This is a genomic window from Roseburia lenta (assembly GCF_014287435.1).
Classification (GTDB): Bacteria; Bacillota; Clostridia; order Lachnospirales; family Lachnospiraceae; genus Pararoseburia; species Pararoseburia lenta.
The window spans coordinates 1-16,624 of record NZ_JACOPG010000002.1 but is presented as its reverse complement, the minus strand read 5'-3'; the positions used below and the strand labels follow the sequence as shown (position 1 = coordinate 16,624).

Sequence of the window (16,624 nt, the reverse complement as noted above, 5' to 3'; positions counted from 1 at the left end):
ATGAAAGAGGTGAATACTGTGGTAGAACTTGACGCTTATAAACAGCAGTTGCAAGCATACGAATCTCCACTACAGGAAGTGAGGGATTCACTTTGACCTGGCTAACAAGTCAAAGCGTATCGAAGAATTAGAAAGAGAAATGGAGGCAGCGGACTTTTGGAATGATGCAGCACAGTCTACTGCCAAAATGAAGGAACTGAAAAGTTTAAAAGATGATGTCAGTATCTTTTCCCATTTACAGGAACTATATGAGGAGATCGACACCTATATCACATTGGGATATGAGGAGAATGACCCGGATCTTTTGCCGGAGATCGAATCTCTTTTACAGGAGTTTGATGGGGAACTGGAAGAACTGCGCATGAAGACTTTGCTCTCAGATGAGTATGATGACAGAAATGCCATCGTATCGCTCCATGCCGGAGCCGGTGGTACGGAGAGTTGCGATTGGGTATCCATGCTGTACCGTATGTATACCAGATGGGCAGCGAGTCGTGGCTATGAGGTAGAGGTACTGGATTATCTGGACGGTGAGGAAGCGGGCATCAAGTCCGTGACCTTCCAAGTCAATGGGGCAAATGCCTATGGTTATCTGAAATCTGAAAAGGGTGTCCACCGTCTGGTACGTATCTCGCCTTTTAATGCAGCAGGCAAAAGGCAGACTTCCTTTGCATCCTGCGACGTCATGCCGGAGTTGGATGATAATGTCGAGGTGGAGATCAATGATGACGATATCCGTATCGATACCTATAGGTCCAGCGGTGCTGGTGGCCAGCACATCAACAAGACATCATCTGCCATCCGTATCACGCACTTCCCGACTGGGATCGTGGTACAATGCCAGAATGAGCGTTCCCAGCATATGAACAAAGATAAGGCTATGCAGATGTTAAAGGCAAAGTTGTATCTTTTGCAAAAAGAGGAGCAGGAGCGCGAAGCGCAGGGCATCCGTGGAGAGGTGACCGAGATCGGCTGGGGCAACCAGATCCGTTCTTATGTCTTACAGCCTTACACCATGGTAAAAGATCTGCGGACCGGCGAGGAGACCGGAAATGTGGATGCCGTTTTAGACGGTGCCATCACCCCGTTTATGAATGCCTATCTGAAATGGTGTTCTCTGGGACGACCGGATCGTCATACGCAGGAATCATAAAGGGCTTGATTTAGGTAGTCTTCTTGTGGTATTATCTTTCGAGTGAGAACATTTGTGTTTGTGTCAAAGACACTCGGGAGGGAATATGTCAGAGAAGACTACCTATTTTGTGTTAAAGGAAAAGGCAGTGCCGGAAGTGCTCCGTAAGGTAGTGGAGGCAAAGCGCCTGATCGAATCCGGTCGTTGTATCTCCGTGCAGGAGGCGACAGATCGCGTGGGGATCAGCCGGAGTTCTTTCTATAAGTACAAAGAGGATATTTTCCCCTTTCATGACAACGTCAAAGGAAAGACGATCACTATGGTGATCCAGTTGGAGGACGAGCCCGGCATTCTGTCAGAGATCTTACAGACAGTCGCCCGGTATCATGCCAACATACTGACGATCCACCAGAGTATTCCGGTCAATGGGATCGCGTCACTGACCTTATCGGTCGATGTGCTGCCGGAGACAGGCGATGTCTCGGAGATGGTGGAAGTCATGGAAAAAACACAGGGAATACAATACGTAAAAATATTAGCTAGGGAGTGATCAGATGAAAGTAGCAATTATGGGATACGGAACTATCGGTTCCGGTGTAGCAGAGATTTTAGAGGTAAACAGAGATGTTGTGGCAAAGCGTTGTGGCGAGCCATTAGAATTAAAATATGTTTTGGATCTGCGTGATTTTGAGGGAGACCCGATCGCGGACAAGATCGTCCATGACTACAAGACGATCGTAGAAGATCCGGAAGTTGCCATTGTTGTGGAGACCATGGGTGGCGTGGAGCCGGCATATACCTTTGTTAAGGCAATGCTTGAGGCAGGAAAGCATGTTACGACCTCCAACAAGGCACTTGTGGCAGACAAGGGTGCAGAATTGATCGAGATCGCCAGAAATCACAAGGTCAATTTCTTATTTGAGGCATCCGTTGGCGGCGGTATTCCGATCATCCGTCCGTTGACCTCCTGCCTGACAGGTGATGTGATCGAGGAGATCACGGGTATCGTCAATGGTACGACCAACTATATGATGTCAAAGATGACCAAAGAAGGTCTGGAATTTGATGATGTATTAAAGGATGCACAGGCAAAGGGCTATGCAGAAAAGGATCCGACAGCAGATATCGAAGGACACGATGCCTGCCGTAAGATCGCCATCCTGACATCTCTTGTCTGCGGCAGACAGGTGGATTATGAAGATATCCCGACTGAGGGAATTTCACATATCACGGCAACCGATATCAAGTATGCAAATAAAATGGGAAGAGCCATCAAGTTACTGGCTACCAGCAAAAAGGTGGGAGACTCCTATGTGGCAAGAGTAGCACCTTTCCTTTTATCACCGGAGCATCCGCTTTACAATGTGCATGATGTATTCAACGCTATTTTTGTTCATGGCAATATGCTGGGCGACGGTATGTTCTACGGAAGCGGTGCGGGCAAACTCCCGACCGCCAGTGCAGTCGTGGGTGATATGGTCGCCATTGCCAAGCATATCGACAAGAACATCTATCTGGAGTGGGAAAAGGAGAAACTTGTCCTTGCGGATCCAAACGAGCAGGTCAATCGTTTCTTTGTACGTTCCGCTGCATCAGAGGCTGAGATTGAGAATATCTTTGGTCAGGTAGAGTTCGTTGAGAGCGGTCTGGATGATGAGATCGGATTTGTCACAGAGGCCATGAAAGAGTCTGACTATGCGACAAAGGCAGCGGCACTTGGCGAAGTGCGTCAAATGATCCGTCTGGTCTAAAATGCATCATAAATAGACACATTACGACCATCCGTGGAAGAATAGAAAATCGCGGAAACTTTATTGAAAAATCATGGGGGATTTTTTATAATAGGGTCAGGATCATTAAAGATTTGATTTCAATATAAGGGGGTTTTTACTATGCCAAAATATATTATGGCATTGGATGCAGGGACGACAAGCAATCGCTGTATCCTGTTTGATCATGAGGGGAACATTTGTAGTATGGCACAGAAGGAGTTTCGTCAGATCTTCCCGAATCCGGGATGGGTGGAACACGATGCCAATGAGATTTGGTCTACACAGCTTGGTGTAGCCGTAGAGGCGATGTCAAAGATCGGCGCGACCGCAGACGATATTGCCGGTATTGGTATTACGAACCAGAGAGAGACTGTCATTGTGTGGGATAAACATACTGGGGAACCTGTATATCACGCGATCGTTTGGCAGTGTCGCCGTACTTCTGAGTACGCAGATGAATTAAAGGCAAGAGGCTTGGAGGACATGATCCGTTCCAAGACAGGTCTGATGATCGATGCCTATTTCTCCGCTACCAAGATTCGTTGGATTTTGGAAAATGTAGAGGGAGCAAGAGAAAAAGCGGAAGCTGGAGACCTTTTATTCGGTACGGTAGAGACATGGTTGATCTGGAAACTAACCAAGGGCGCAGTACATGTTACAGATTATTCCAACGCTTCCAGAACCATGCTTTTCAATATCAATACTCTGGAATGGGATGATGAGATTTTAAAAGAACTCGATATTCCGCGTTCCATGTTACCGGAAGCCAAGCCGTCAAGTTGTGTTTACGGTATGGCAGATCCGAGTTTCTTCGGTGCAGAGATCCCGATCGCGGGAGCAGCCGGAGATCAGCAGGCAGCCCTTTTCGGACAGACCTGTTTTACCGAGGGCGAAGCCAAGAATACATATGGTACCGGTTGTTTCCTTTTGATGAACACGGGAGAAAAGCCGGTATTCTCCAAGAACGGTCTGGTTACAACGATCGCATGGGGATTGGACGGCAAGGTCAATTACGCGCTGGAGGGATCTATCTTCGTCGCTGGTGCTGCGATCCAGTGGCTGCGTGACGGCATGAAACTGATCGATTCCGCTGAGGATTCCGAATATATGGCAAAGAAAGCCAAGGGCACCCATGGTACTTATGTCGTTCCGGCATTTACCGGACTGGGCGCACCGCATTGGGATCAGTATGCGAGAGGTACGATCGTAGGTATTACCAGAGGCACCAACAAGAACCATATCATCCGTGCGACGCTGGAATCTATCGCTTATCAGGTATGCGATGTTATTGATGCTATGAAGGCAGATGCCGAGACCGATCTTCGTACCCTGAATGTAGATGGTGGTGCCAGTGCCAATGATTTTCTGATGCAGTTCCAGGCAGATATGCTGGATAAGCCGGTCAACAGACCGTCCTGCGTAGAGTCTACGGCTCTTGGTGCAGCATACCTGGCAGGTCTTGCGGTTGGTTACTGGGAGAGCAAGGAAGAAGTCATGAAGAATGTGCAGTATGACCGTGTATTCATTCCATCCATCGACCCGGAGGAGCGCGCAGCAAAGCGTAAAGGCTGGAATAAGGCAGTCAAGTATGCTTTTGGCTGGGCACGTCAGGACGAGGACGACGAGTAAAGGTATTCTGATAAAAAAGGACACTATAAGGAGATGTCAAGGCTGGCATCTCCTTTTCTACGCCCGCTTACGGCTTTATTTTACTGGCAGGACAGAGGAAACTATGATATGATAATGAAGTAAAAAAGCGGTCGTTTTTATGAAAAGACGACGGATAGGAGAATGTATGAATTACGATGTACTGATTATTGGCGCAGGCCCGGGAGGTATTTTTTCTGCCTATGAACTGATCCAGCAGGATCCGAATTTGCGTGTGGGCGTTTTTGAGGCAGGACACGCTCTGGGAGGCAGAAAATGCCCGATCGACGGAAATAAGATCAAGTCCTGTATCGGATGTAAGACCTGTTCGATCATGAGCGGTTTTGGCGGAGCCGGTGCTTTTTCAGATGGAAAATACAATATCACCAATGATTTTGGCGGTACTTTATATGAATATATCGGTAAAAAAGAAGCTATTGATCTGATGCGCTATGTCGATACGATCAATCTGGCATATGGCGGCGAGGGGACCAAATTATACTCTACCGCAGGCAGTCGTTTTAAAAAGCAGTGTATGCAAAATGACCTGCATTTGCTGGATGCATCTGTTCGCCATTTGGGTACGGACATCAACTATGTGGTATTGGAAAATCTCTACGAATATTTAAAGGACAAGGTAGAGTTTCATTTTGACACGCTGGTGGAGTCAGTCGAAGTCTTAGCAGATGGTGAGGAAGGCTACCGTATCCAATGCAAGGATGCAAGTTACACCTGCAAAGATTGTATTATTTCTGTCGGACGCAGCGGAAGCAAATGGATGGAAGAAGTCTGCAAGGATCTTTCTATTCCAACCAATTCCAACCGTGTGGATATCGGGGTGCGTGTGGAATTGCCGGCAGAGATCTTTTCACATCTGACGGATGAATTATACGAGAGCAAGATTGTTTACCGTACCCAGAAATACGAGGATAAGGTGCGTACCTTCTGTATGAATCCAAAGGGGGCGGTCGTAAATGAAAATACCAATGGCATCATTACGGTAAACGGACACAGTTACGAAGACCCGGAGAAACAGACGGAGAATACCAATTTCGCACTTTTGGTTTCTAAGCATTTTTCCGAGCCTTTTAAGGATTCCAACGGTTATGGCGAGTCAATCGCCAGACTTTCTAATATGCTTGGCGGTGGCGTGATGGTACAGCGTTTCGGAGACCTGATCCGTGGACAGCGTTCTACCAGGAAGCGTATCGAGGAGTCCTTTGTCACACCGACACTCAATGCTACGCCGGGAGATCTCTCCCTGGTACTGCCAAAGCGAATCTTGGACGGCATTGTAGAGATGATCTACGCACTGGATAAGATCGCACCGGGTACCGCAAATGACGATACTCTGCTTTATGGTGTCGAAGTCAAGTTCTACAATATGGAAGTGGAAGTGGACGAACATTTGCAGACCAATTATAAGGGACTTTATGTGATCGGTGATGGAAGCGGTATTACCCACTCCCTGTCACACGCTTCTGCAAGTGGTGTTTATGTAGCAAGAGAGATTGCGGGAAACCAGAACTAGAAGATCTGCAATAGGTCTACATGAAAACAGACAAGGGCAAGGTTTTTGATGACAAAATATACTGCCAGTAAGCCCAGTGCGATCCATAGCAGACGGGCGCTGGGGTGGTACTTATGATCTAGGATCTTGCGGATACATAGATAGAGGCAGACAAAAAAGGCATAGACCACCAGCGGGTGAAAGAGAAAAGACTTGATCCAGTGTCCGGTAAGAAATAAATACAGGGCTCTGGTGCCACCGCAGCCGGGACAATAGTAGCCGGTTACTAGATGGAAAAGGCATTTGGGTGCATGGCTCATATAGTTTTGTAGTAGTCTGGCAAGTGCTTGCATATTAGGCCTCACATCTAATTGAAATAGTGATATTTAAGTACAAAATCTACTATAAAGGAATGACGGACGATTTGTAAAGAGGACGCGATCAAAGAAAGGGGGAATGGTGTATGCAGATAGGAAGTCTTGGTTCTATCCTTACAACTTCATATCAGCCGGGAACTTATGGCATGGGGACTTATGATGTCACCGCAGGCGTGACGGATCCGACTATGACCGGGGCAGGGGATACGGACGGCGTCAAGCCGGGTTATAAATCCACGCCGGCGGAATGTCAGACTTGCAAGGAGCGCAAGTATATCGATGGGTCGGATGAAAATGTTTCCTTTAAGGCGGCGGCACACATTTCACCGGAGGCAGCCGGCGGTGCCGTGCGGGCGCACGAGGGTGAACATGTCAGCAATGCCTATACCAAGGCTGCCCAAAATAACGGAACGGTGGTAAATGCCAGCGTATCCATCCACACATCGGTCTGCCCGGAATGTGGCAGGACTTATGTTTCGGGTGGCACGACCAACACAACGATCCGCTACAACGAGAGCAATCCTTACGGACAAAATCAAAAATCGCTGGATGCAGCCAGCCTGATCGGGGGCAAGGTGGATTTGAGTGCCTGATGCAGGCGGTTTTGATCGAGAAATTAGAAAAGAAATGGAGTAACATAGATGGACATCAATAGAAAACTGGCAAGTGAACTTGGCGTTCTGCCAAAACAGGTAGATGCGGCGGTAAAACTGATCGATGAGGGCAATACCATTCCCTTTATCGCAAGATATCGAAAGGAAGCAACGGGTGCACTCAGTGATGAGATTCTGCGAAACCTGTATGAACGTCTGAATTATCTGCGCAACCTGGAGGACAAGAAAGCGTCAGTCTTGGCGAGCATCGAAGAGCAGGGCAAATTGACGGAGGAACTGCGTGCGCAGATCCTGGCGGCAGAGACACAGGTCGTTGTAGATGATCTGTATCGCCCATACCGTCCAAAGCGCCGCACCCGTGCGACGATCGCCAAGGAAAAGGGCTTAGAGCCGCTGGCAGATCTGATCTTTTTGCAGGAGATCGATCAGCCGTTAGAGGAGATTGCAGGAGATTATGTAAATGCAGAGAAGGAAGTGGTTACGGCGCAGGATGCGATCGCGGGAGCCAAGGATATTCTGGCAGAGACCATCGCAGACCAGGCGGATTATCGTATGCATATCCGTGGGCTGACAGAGAAAAAGGGACATATCACATCAAGTGCCAAGGATGAGACCGCGGAGTCGGTCTACGAGATGTACTATGAGTTTGACGAACCAATCGAAAAGTTGCCGGGACACCGTATTCTGGCACTCAACCGAGGAGAAAAGGAAAAGATCCTGACGGTCAAGATCTTGGCACCGACCGAGGAGATCATTCGTTATCTTTCCAAACAGGTTATTACCAAGGATAACCCTTATACGACGCCGGTGCTGACGGAGACGATCGCGGATGCGTATGACCGCTTGATCGCACCGGCTATTGAGCGTGAGATCCGGTCTGCCCTGACGGAAAAAGCAGAGGACGGCGCGATCAGTGTCTTTGGCAAGAACTTACAGCAGTTGCTCATGCAGCCACCGATCGCAGGACAGGTGGTCTTGGGATGGGATCCGGCATTTCGTACCGGCTGTAAACTTGCAGTTGTAGATGCGACCGGAAAGGTATTGGATACGACAGTTATTTTCCCGACAGCACCGCAGAATAAGGTGGAGGAGGCAAAGGCAGTTTTAAAGAAACTCATCTCCAAATACCATGTTACCCTGATCTCCGTAGGAAATGGTACGGCATCGCGTGAATCAGAAATGATCATCGTAGATCTCTTAAAGGAGATCCCGGTTCCGGTGCAGTATGTGATCACCAATGAGGCGGGGGCATCCGTCTATTCTGCCAGCAAATTGGCGACAGAGGAATTTCCGCAGTTTGACGTAGGGCAGCGTAGTGCGACATCCATTGCCAGACGTGTACAGGACCCCTTGGCTGAACTGGTAAAGATCGATCCAAAGTCGATCGGTGTAGGACAGTATCAGCATGATATGAACCAGAAAAAGTTGGACGAAGCCTTATCCGGTGTTGTTGAGGCGTGCGTCAACAATGTGGGCGTTGACCTGAACACGGCTTCAGCATCCTTGCTGGAACACATTTCAGGCATCAATAAGACCATTGCCAAGAATATCGTGGCATATCGTGAGGAGAACGGACAGTTCACTTCAAGAAAACAATTATTAAAGGTACCAAAATTAGGACCAAAGGCATACGAACAGTGTGCAGGCTTCCTGCGGATCCGCGGGGGCAAGAATCCTTTAGACGCGACCAGCGTACACCCGGAGTCCTATGAAGTGACGGAAAAGCTTCTTGCCGAATTAGGACATGATCTGACGGAGATCACCAGTGGCGGTATCGGGCAGATCGGAAAGGAAGTAGGCGATCTGGATCGACTGGCAGAAGAACTTGGTATCGGTGCCATGACTTTGGAGGATATTGTAAAAGAACTCCAAAAGCCGGGGCGTGATCCAAGAGAGGATATGCCAAAGCCAATTCTTCGCAGTGATGTCCTGAGCATGGAAGATTTAAAACCGGGCATGGTCTTGAAAGGCACTGTCCGCAATGTCATTGATTTTGGTGCTTTCGTGGATATCGGCGTGCACCAGGACGGACTTGTCCATATTTCTGAGATCTGCGACCGCTTCATCAGGCATCCGCTGGAGGCTGTATCGATCGGCGATATTGTGGATGTGCAGGTCTTGAGCGTGGATTTCAAAAAGCAAAGGATCCAGTTGACCATGAAACTGGGCGATCGACAGGACAAAAAAGAGGCTGCGAAAGACCAGCCTGCGGCAAGATGCAAAAAGCCTGCCAATAAGCAGAATTTCAAGAAAAAACAGGAGCACAGGAAGCCGGTCAAAAAAGGCAATAACTTTTTTGACAATATTATTATCGAATAGTGGTTGACAGATAGGCTCTATATGCATATACTGATGCTTGTAAATAGGAATCTTCGGGGCAGGGTGATATGAGAGATCATAGATTCCCGACCGACGGTGATGTTGCTACGGCAACGAGTCCGTGACCTGCATTTGCAGTTGAATCGGTGTGAATCCGATACCGACAGTATAGTCTGGATGAGAGAAGATAAGTTGATTTTTGCGTGCAATGTATTGCCCCGAACGCTGGAATTAGTGTTCGGGGCTTTTTGCGTACAAGGCTGACTTACCAGAGACCGATTTTCCTAAATAAAAAGGAAAAAGGAGTGTTACAAAATGAGTGAGGTAACAACAAAAAGAGCAAACGTAAACAATGGAACAAAGAGTGCAGCAGCATCTAAGATGAATGTGCGCTATCTGACGGTGACGGCAATGTTATCGGCGATCGCATTTATCCTGATGTTTCTTGATTTTTCTGTTCCGGTCATGCCAAATTTCATCCGCATGGATCTGTCAGAATTACCGGCCTTGATCGGTGCTTTTGCCATGGGACCGGCATGTGGCGTATGGGTATGCTTAGTTAAAAATCTCTTGCATCTGTTTATGACATCCACAGGTGGCGTCGGAGAATTGAGTAACTTTGTTCTTGGCGTAGCCTTCGTACTTCCGGCAGGACTGATCTACAAGCACAAAAAGAATAAGAAGTCAGCCATCACAGGCGCTCTGATCGGAGCACTTTGCATGGCACTCTTCAGTTTCCCATCCAACTATTTCGTGGTTTATCCGATCTACACCAAGATGATGCCAATGGATGTGATCATCGGTGCTTATCAGGCAATTGTGCCATCCGTAAAAGAATTGTGGCAGTGCCTCTTATTCTTTAATGTGCCGTTTACCTTTGTCAAAGGTCTGTTTTCCGTCCTGATCACAATGGTGGTATATAAAAAGATCTCACCGATCTTAAAAGGAAGAGTTTAAAAACAAAATAAAGAAATAGGATAAAAGCCTCAATCCGTCCGGCGTCTTGCATGTCGGTAGACGGATTGGGGCTTTTGATTTTGTATGGAATATGATAATATAACAATCAGAAGTGGGCTTATATGGAGGAAGATATATCATGACCATCAAATTTAACGTAAAACTGAGCAGTGAGGATATGTATCGTTTCAATATGTATCACGCATATACATCCATGCAGGGCATCTTGTCGCTTGTCATGGGGATCTTTGTAATCGTGGTGATCGCGCTTTCCGAAAATCTGCACGACATCCGTCATGCCCTGCCTTATCTTTTGATCGCGTTGATCTTTCTGTTATATGTGCCTTTGACGCTGCGCATCCGCTCGAAGCGACAGATTCATATGTCAGATGCTTTGAAGGATGTCCTGCATTTTGAAATGAGAGAAGATGGCATTGCCGTCACGACAGATCACGAGACGGAGGAGGCAGTTCTGCCATGGGATATGATCTATAAAGCCGTGACAACCAAACACAATCTTCTTATATATAGTAACCGCGTCAATGCGTACATCATACCAAAGGCACAGGCGACGGAGGAACTGCCACAGATCTATGCCATGTTGCGTCAGCATTGCAAGGATTATCGCTTACATATTAAGGGAGACAAATAGATGATAAAAGAAACATTTTCACCAGAGGAAACGTTTGCCTTTGGGAAAGAATTAGGAAAAAATGCCAGACCGGGACAGGTTTACACCCTGATCGGCGATCTTGGCGTGGGAAAGACAGTTCTTACGCAGGGAATCGCAAAGGGCCTGGGAATTGATGAAGCCATCTGTAGTCCGACCTTTACCATTGTGCAGGAATATCACACCGGGCGCATGCCGTTTTACCATTTCGATGTGTATCGTATCGGCTGTGTGGAAGAAATGGATGAGATTGGTTTTGACGATTACGTCTATGGCGAAGGCCTGACTATGATTGAGTGGGCAAATTTGATCGAGGAGATTCTGCCGGACCATTTCTGGCAGATCATGATCGAAAAAGATCTGGAAAAAGGTTTTGACTATCGCATGATTACAGTTGAGGAAGTGGGTAAGGCATGAAGATATTAGGAATTGATGCATCGGGCATGGTTGCCAGCGTAGCGATCGTGGAAGATGATATTGTTGTGGGCGAATACTCTACTAATTTTAAAAAGACGCATTCACAGACATTGCTTCCAATGTTGGAAGAACTGAAAAAGATGATCGCATTGGATCTGGATACGATCGATGCCATTGCGGTTGCAGCAGGACCGGGCTCTTTTACCGGACTCCGTATCGGTTCGGCGACGGCAAAGGGATTGGGACTTGCTCTGGACAAGCCGATCATATCCGTCTCAACGATTGAGGCGATGGCTTACAATCTCTGGGGAAGCGCAGATAATGTGTGTCCGATCATGGATGCAAGGCGGGGGCAGACCTATACCGGTCTTTATCACTTTACGGATACAGAGATGGAGTGCATCGTAGAACCTTGTGCTGTTGACATCACAGAGATCATAGAAAAGATCAATGCTACGGGCGGGTCCGTGACTTTCTTAGGCGATGGCGTGCCGGTCTTTCAAGAGGCAATCGCAGATAAATGCAAGGTTCCTTACCATTTCGCACCGGCTCATATGAACCGCCAGCGTGCCGCATCTTTATGTGCAAGGGCAGAGGCTTATTATCTTGCGGGAAAAGTGCAGACGGCAGCCGAGCACAGACCGGAATATCTGCGTCTGTCACAGGCGGAAAGAGAACGCATGGAAGCGCAAAAGAGCGGTCAGGCATAATGGATATCCGGATCAGACCCTGCAGGGTGGAAGATATCGACAGGATCGCAGCGATGGAAGCGGCGATCTTTAGCGAGCCATGGACAAAGACCGGATTTTTGGAGACGCTTTCCGAGACAGAACATGTCTTTTTAGTGGCAGAAGATCAAGAAAACCTGTGTGCCTATGGCATCTTATATTGCAACAGTGATGAAGGGGAGATCCCAACGATCGCAGTTTCAGAAGAAGCGCGCGGCAGAGGTCTGGGAAAGAGGCTTTTATCCCGGATGATGGAGGAAGCGGAAAAAAGGGGCGTAGCCCATGTTTATCTGGAAGTGCGAAAGAGCAACCTGCCGGCACAAAGGTTATACCAGGCATGTGGATTTTCTCTTGTAGGACAAAGAAAGGGCTTTTACCACAAGCCGGACGAGGATGCTTTCGTCATGGCTTTTCATAAGGAGGATATATGTTAGATATTTGCTTGCTGGGAACAGCAGGGATGATGCCGCAGCCACACCGCTGGCTTACGGCAATGATGGCTCGTTTTAATGGCAGCAGTCTATTGATCGACTGTGGCGAGGGAACCCAGATTGCGATGAAGGAGGCGGGGCTCAGCCCAAATCCGATCGATACCATCTGCTTTACCCATTATCACGCGGACCATATCAGTGGCTTGCCTGGACTGCTTTTGTCCATGGGCAACTCAGACCGCACGGAACCGGTGACTATGATCGGACCAAAAGGTCTGGAACGCGTAGTCAATTCTTTGCGTGTGATCGCACCGGAACTACCGTTTGACATTCATTTTATAGAACTTACCGAGGCAGAGCAGGATCTGGTCTTGCATGGCTATCATATCCGGGCATACCGTGTCCAGCATAATGTGCCTTGCTACGGCTATTGCATCGAGATCCCGCGCAGTGGCAGATTTGATGCCGCAGCGGCAAGTGCTCTGGGACTCCCGGTACAGACCTGGAACCGCCTGCAAAAAGGCGAGACCATCCTGTGGGAGGATAAGGAATACGCGCCGGACATGGTGATGGGACCGCCTCGCAAAGGGATCAAGGTGGCATACTGCACGGATACCAGACCGATCGACCGCATTGCGGACAACGCCAAGGGGGCAGATCTATTTATCTGTGAGGGCATGTATGCGGAGCCGGACAAACTTGCTAAGGCAAAACAGTACAAGCATATGACTTTTTATGAAGCGGCAGAACTGGCAAAGAAGGCAGAGGTCAAGCAGATGTGGCTGACCCATTTCAGCCCGTCTTTGGTAGGCGCAAAAGGATACATGAAGGATGTGAAGCGGATTTTCGCGGAATCATATCTGGGAGAGGACGGCAAGATGCTGGAGTTGGACTTTTTGGAGGAATAAGCGATGAAGAAGGCATTTCGTATAGGAATATCGATCGTGATCTGTGTGGGGCTGGTGTGCGGCTACTATTATTATCTGTCGCACAAGAATGCAAAAAGTGCAGAAGATGCACAAGACAAGACGACAGAAGTGGAAAAGATCATCGAAAGGGACTTTGATAAAAAGTATCCTAAAACACCACGCGAGGTCGTGAAGTGGTACAACCGGATCATCACGGCTTTTTACGGCGAGGAATATACGGACGAGGAACTGGAGAAGATGGCAGATCAGGCGAGAAGCCTGATGGATGATGAACTCCTGTCCTACAATCCGAGAGATACCTATCTGAAGAGCCTCAAGGCAGACATTGAGGACTATAAGACCAGGGATAAGATCATTGTGCAGTCCTCGGTCAGTGACAGCAATGATATTACCTATGCTACGGTAGACGGAGATTACTGCGCCTATGTGGATGCCTATTATTTTTCCAGAGAGGCAAGTGACTATAGCAGGACTTACGAGGAGTTTGTGCTGCGCAGGGATGATGAGGGGCACTGGAAGATCCTGAGTTTTCGTTTGACAGAAGGAGACAATGATGAGTGATAAAGAAATATGCATATTAGCGATAGAGAGTTCGTGTGATGAGACGGCGGCGGCGGTCGTGGTAAACGGCAGACAGGTCTTGAGCAATGTCATTTCCACACAGATACCGATCCATACCTTATATGGCGGTGTCGTGCCGGAGATCGCATCCAGAAAACATATTGAACGTATCAATCAGGTGATTGAGGAAGCACTGAAAGAAGCTCATACATCACTTGATGAGATTGATGCGATCGGTGTTACCTATGGACCGGGTCTTGTTGGAGCCCTGCTCGTAGGACTTTCTGAGGCAAAGGCGATCAGTTTTGCAAAAGATATTCCGTTGGTAGGTGTGCATCACATCGAGGGACATATCTGCGCTAATTATATAGAAGATAAAACTTTGGAACCGCCATTCCTTTGCCTGGTGGTATCGGGAGGACATACCCATCTGGTCCGCGTCAAAGATTATGGGCAGTATGAGATCTTAGGGCGTACCAGAGACGATGCGGCAGGAGAGGCTTTTGATAAAGTGGCAAGAGCCATTGGTCTGGGCTATCCGGGTGGTCCTAAGATCGAGCAAAAGGCAAAAGAGGGAGACCCGCATGCCATACCTTTCCCGGTGGCAAAGGTCAATGACAGTGCTTACGACTTTAGTTTCAGCGGCTTAAAGTCCGCAGTCTTAAATTATATCAACGGCGCCAAGATGAAGGGCGAAACAATCAACGAGGCAGATATCGCTGCATCCTTCCAGCAGGCGGTCATAGATGCTCTGGTGGGACATGCCATGCATGCGCTGGATGAATTCGGCGGGGACAAGTTTGCCATTGCCGGAGGCGTTGCGTCCAATGGTACTCTGCGTGCAGCCATGCAGGAAGCCTGCGAGAGGCGTGGTGTCAGATTTTACCATCCGTCACCGATCCTTTGTACGGATAATGCAGCCATGATCGGTGCGGCAGCCTATTATGAGTATATGTCGGGACGCAGAGATTCTATGTCTTTGAATGCTGTGCCGAATCTGGCATTGGGACAGCGCGTGGAATCGTGATCAAAGGCATGCGGTAGTGACAGAAGATCTTGAGCAGGAGAATGGGATGGAAAGAATAGGAGCAGTCGTATTGGCGGCAGGTTCCGGAAAGCGTATGGGAGCAGATATTCCAAAACAATATCTTGCCCTGTGCGGCAAACCGGTCATGGTATATTGTCTGGAGGCATTTGAAAAGAGCCGGGTGGATGAGATAGTTCTGGTAGTGGCACCGGGAGACCGGGCATATTGCCGGAAAGAGATCGTAGAAAAATATCATATTACAAAGGTAAGTGCCATTGTAGACGGAGGAGCAGAACGCTATGACTCTGTCTATGAGGGGTTAAAAGTCATCCACTGCGACTATGTCTTGATCCACGATTGTGCCAGAGCCTTTGTGACGGAAGATATCATAGAAAGATCCATTAGAGGTGCAAAGGGATACGGTGCCTGTGTTGTCGGGATGCCTGTCAAGGATACGATCAAGATCGCGGATGAGAGTGGCTGGGTAGAGGCGACCCCAAGGCGTGATCTGGTCTGGAGTGTGCAGACACCCCAGAGTTTTTCCTATCCATTAGTGTATGAAGCCTATACCAGATTGCAGGCATGCGATAAGACCGGGGTGACCGATGATGCCATGGTCGTAGAAAAGACCATGCAGGCGCGTGTGAAATTGATCGAGGGCAGTTACGAGAATATCAAGGTGACGACCCCGGAAGATCTGCTCATGGGGGAGCGTATTTTGCAGTCCCGAAAAAAGTGAAGAAATTTGAAAAAAAGAATTGACACGCAGATGCAAGAATGATATTATCTTATTCGTGCTGAAAAACACATAAACATATATGGCTTGGAGAGGTATCGAAGTGGTCATAACGAGGCGGTCTTGAAAACCGTTTGTCCGCAAGGGCGCGTGGGTTCGAATCCCACCCTCTCCGTTATATGCTTGTCATCGCATGGTGGTGAGCATATTTTATGTCAGTCTTTATTCGACACACTTGGAGAAGTACCCAAGCTGGCCGAAGGGACACCCCTGGAAAGGGTGCAGGTCGTTAATAGCGGCGCGAGGGTTCAAATCCCTCCTTCTCCGTTAGATTATAGGAAAAGACCATGAGAAAACGGCTTTTCACTTTTTGGAAAAAGATGTAAAAAGTTGTTGACAAGAAAAGGTCGAAATGATAATATAATCTAGCTGACGCAAAACGGCAGCAAACAACAACGAAAAAGAGATTTGAAATCTTGAAAAAAGTTGTTGACAGACTTCTGGTCATGTGATATGATAATGAAGTTGTTCGGGTCGCAAGCGGCTCGAAAGAAAAATGAAAAAGTTGTTGACAAACTTCTTGATACATGATAATATATTGGAGTTGCTGTTAGCAACACAACCTTGATAACTGAACAGTGAAACAACCTTGAAAGATTCTAAGAGAATAATTCAAGCCGATCAGAAATGATCGCAAACGAACAGCTTTTTAAAAAGCAACCTTAAAACAGTAAGGAACGGAATGGCTCAAGAAATGAAGCCAGCGCGTTCATGAAACTGGGAAAACTTTTAAACAT

17 protein-coding genes, 2 tRNA genes and 1 riboswitch are annotated in these 16,624 nt (G+C 47.9%); of the genes, 18 read left to right on the top strand and 1 reads right to left on the bottom strand.

Features of this window, described 5'->3' with window-relative positions; genetic code table 11:
* The first annotated feature begins 18 nt into the window (after positions 1-18).
* The 5 genes from prfB (at position 19) to H8R94_RS03995 (ending at position 6,082) form a co-directional block, all read left to right on the top strand.
* Positions 19-1,153, top strand: a protein-coding gene (prfB, locus tag H8R94_RS04015; RefSeq protein WP_118280671.1) for a peptide chain release factor 2 whose coding sequence is annotated in 2 segments (ribosomal slippage) — positions 19-93 and positions 95-1,153 — 1,134 coding nt in all. Because the reading frame shifts where the segments join, the coding sequence is not laid out codon by codon here.
* Between the two features lie 85 nt (positions 1,154-1,238).
* Positions 1,239-1,682, top strand: a complete 444-nt coding sequence (locus H8R94_RS04010; protein WP_118279999.1) for an ACT domain-containing protein — start codon at positions 1,239-1,241, stop codon at positions 1,680-1,682.
* Between the two features lie 4 nt (positions 1,683-1,686).
* Positions 1,687-2,883 (top strand): homoserine dehydrogenase, encoded by a 1,197-nt coding sequence (locus H8R94_RS04005; protein ID WP_118279996.1) that lies wholly within the window; start codon positions 1,687-1,689, stop codon positions 2,881-2,883.
* Between the two features lie 141 nt (positions 2,884-3,024).
* Positions 3,025-4,533 carry a glycerol kinase GlpK gene (gene glpK / locus H8R94_RS04000; protein ID WP_118279995.1) on the top strand — a complete coding sequence of 503 codons (1,509 nt, stop codon included), beginning with the start codon at positions 3,025-3,027 and terminating at the stop codon, positions 4,531-4,533.
* A gap of 139 nt (positions 4,534-4,672) precedes the next feature.
* Positions 4,673-6,082 carry an NAD(P)/FAD-dependent oxidoreductase gene (locus tag H8R94_RS03995; RefSeq protein WP_186853965.1) on the top strand — a complete coding sequence of 470 codons (1,410 nt, stop codon included), beginning with the start codon at positions 4,673-4,675 and terminating at the stop codon, positions 6,080-6,082.
* Here H8R94_RS03995 and H8R94_RS03990 read toward each other — a convergent pair.
* Complete coding sequence (locus H8R94_RS03990) at positions 6,079-6,414, bottom strand: DUF2752 domain-containing protein (protein WP_186853964.1); 336 nt, start codon at positions 6,412-6,414, stop codon at positions 6,079-6,081. The two genes, H8R94_RS03995 and H8R94_RS03990, sit on opposite strands and share 4 nt — an antisense overlap.
* Before the next feature lie 110 nt (positions 6,415-6,524).
* Here H8R94_RS03990 and H8R94_RS03985 point away from each other — a divergent pair, with 110 nt between their 5' ends.
* The 13 genes from H8R94_RS03985 to H8R94_RS03925 all read left to right on the top strand — a co-directional run bounded on the left by H8R94_RS03985 (position 6,525) and on the right by H8R94_RS03925 (position 16,154).
* Positions 6,525-7,031 carry a hypothetical protein gene (locus H8R94_RS03985; protein ID WP_243069472.1) on the top strand — a complete coding sequence of 169 codons (507 nt, stop codon included), beginning with the start codon at positions 6,525-6,527 and terminating at the stop codon, positions 7,029-7,031.
* Positions 7,032-7,079: 48 nt separating this feature from the next.
* Positions 7,080-9,371, top strand: a complete 2,292-nt coding sequence (locus tag H8R94_RS03980; protein ID WP_186853963.1) for a Tex family protein — start codon at positions 7,080-7,082, stop codon at positions 9,369-9,371.
* A gap of 45 nt (positions 9,372-9,416) precedes the next feature.
* Positions 9,417-9,564: riboswitch (FMN riboswitch) on the top strand.
* 122 nt (positions 9,565-9,686) lie between these two features.
* The gene (locus H8R94_RS03975; RefSeq protein ID WP_118279985.1) at positions 9,687-10,328 is read left to right on the top strand and encodes an ECF transporter S component; all 642 of its coding nucleotides are present in this window, start codon (positions 9,687-9,689) and stop codon (positions 10,326-10,328) included.
* A 139-nt stretch (positions 10,329-10,467) separates the two neighbouring features.
* Complete coding sequence (locus H8R94_RS03970; RefSeq protein ID WP_186853962.1) at positions 10,468-10,980, top strand: YcxB family protein; 513 nt, start codon at positions 10,468-10,470, stop codon at positions 10,978-10,980.
* Positions 10,981-11,415 (top strand): tRNA (adenosine(37)-N6)-threonylcarbamoyltransferase complex ATPase subunit type 1 TsaE, encoded by a 435-nt coding sequence (gene tsaE / locus H8R94_RS03965; RefSeq protein ID WP_186853961.1) that lies wholly within the window; start codon positions 10,981-10,983, stop codon positions 11,413-11,415. It begins immediately after the preceding gene.
* Complete coding sequence (gene tsaB / locus H8R94_RS03960) at positions 11,412-12,125, top strand: tRNA (adenosine(37)-N6)-threonylcarbamoyltransferase complex dimerization subunit type 1 TsaB (protein WP_118279977.1); 714 nt, start codon at positions 11,412-11,414, stop codon at positions 12,123-12,125. The genes tsaE and tsaB overlap by 4 nt, the downstream gene beginning before the upstream one ends.
* The gene (gene rimI, locus H8R94_RS03955) at positions 12,125-12,577 is read left to right on the top strand and encodes a ribosomal protein S18-alanine N-acetyltransferase (RefSeq protein WP_118279974.1); all 453 of its coding nucleotides are present in this window, start codon (positions 12,125-12,127) and stop codon (positions 12,575-12,577) included. The genes tsaB and rimI overlap by 1 nt, the downstream gene beginning before the upstream one ends.
* Positions 12,571-13,482 (top strand): ribonuclease Z, encoded by a 912-nt coding sequence (locus H8R94_RS03950; RefSeq protein WP_118279971.1) that lies wholly within the window; start codon positions 12,571-12,573, stop codon positions 13,480-13,482. Before rimI ends, H8R94_RS03950 begins: the two co-directional genes overlap by 7 nt.
* 3 nt (positions 13,483-13,485) lie before the next feature.
* Positions 13,486-14,064, top strand: a complete 579-nt coding sequence (locus H8R94_RS03945; protein WP_118279969.1) for a DUF6715 family protein — start codon at positions 13,486-13,488, stop codon at positions 14,062-14,064.
* Complete coding sequence (tsaD, locus tag H8R94_RS03940) at positions 14,057-15,091, top strand: tRNA (adenosine(37)-N6)-threonylcarbamoyltransferase complex transferase subunit TsaD (protein WP_118279966.1); 1,035 nt, start codon at positions 14,057-14,059, stop codon at positions 15,089-15,091. Before H8R94_RS03945 ends, tsaD begins: the two co-directional genes overlap by 8 nt.
* 46 nt (positions 15,092-15,137) lie before the next feature.
* On the top strand, positions 15,138-15,830 hold the full coding sequence (gene ispD, locus H8R94_RS03935) for a 2-C-methyl-D-erythritol 4-phosphate cytidylyltransferase (protein ID WP_118279964.1): 693 nt from the start codon (positions 15,138-15,140) through the stop codon (positions 15,828-15,830).
* An 86-nt stretch (positions 15,831-15,916) separates the two neighbouring features.
* Positions 15,917-16,002: transfer RNA gene (locus tag H8R94_RS03930), tRNA-Ser, on the top strand.
* A gap of 62 nt (positions 16,003-16,064) precedes the next feature.
* Positions 16,065-16,154: transfer RNA gene (locus H8R94_RS03925), tRNA-Ser, on the top strand.
* Positions 16,155-16,624: the final 470 nt, after the last annotated feature.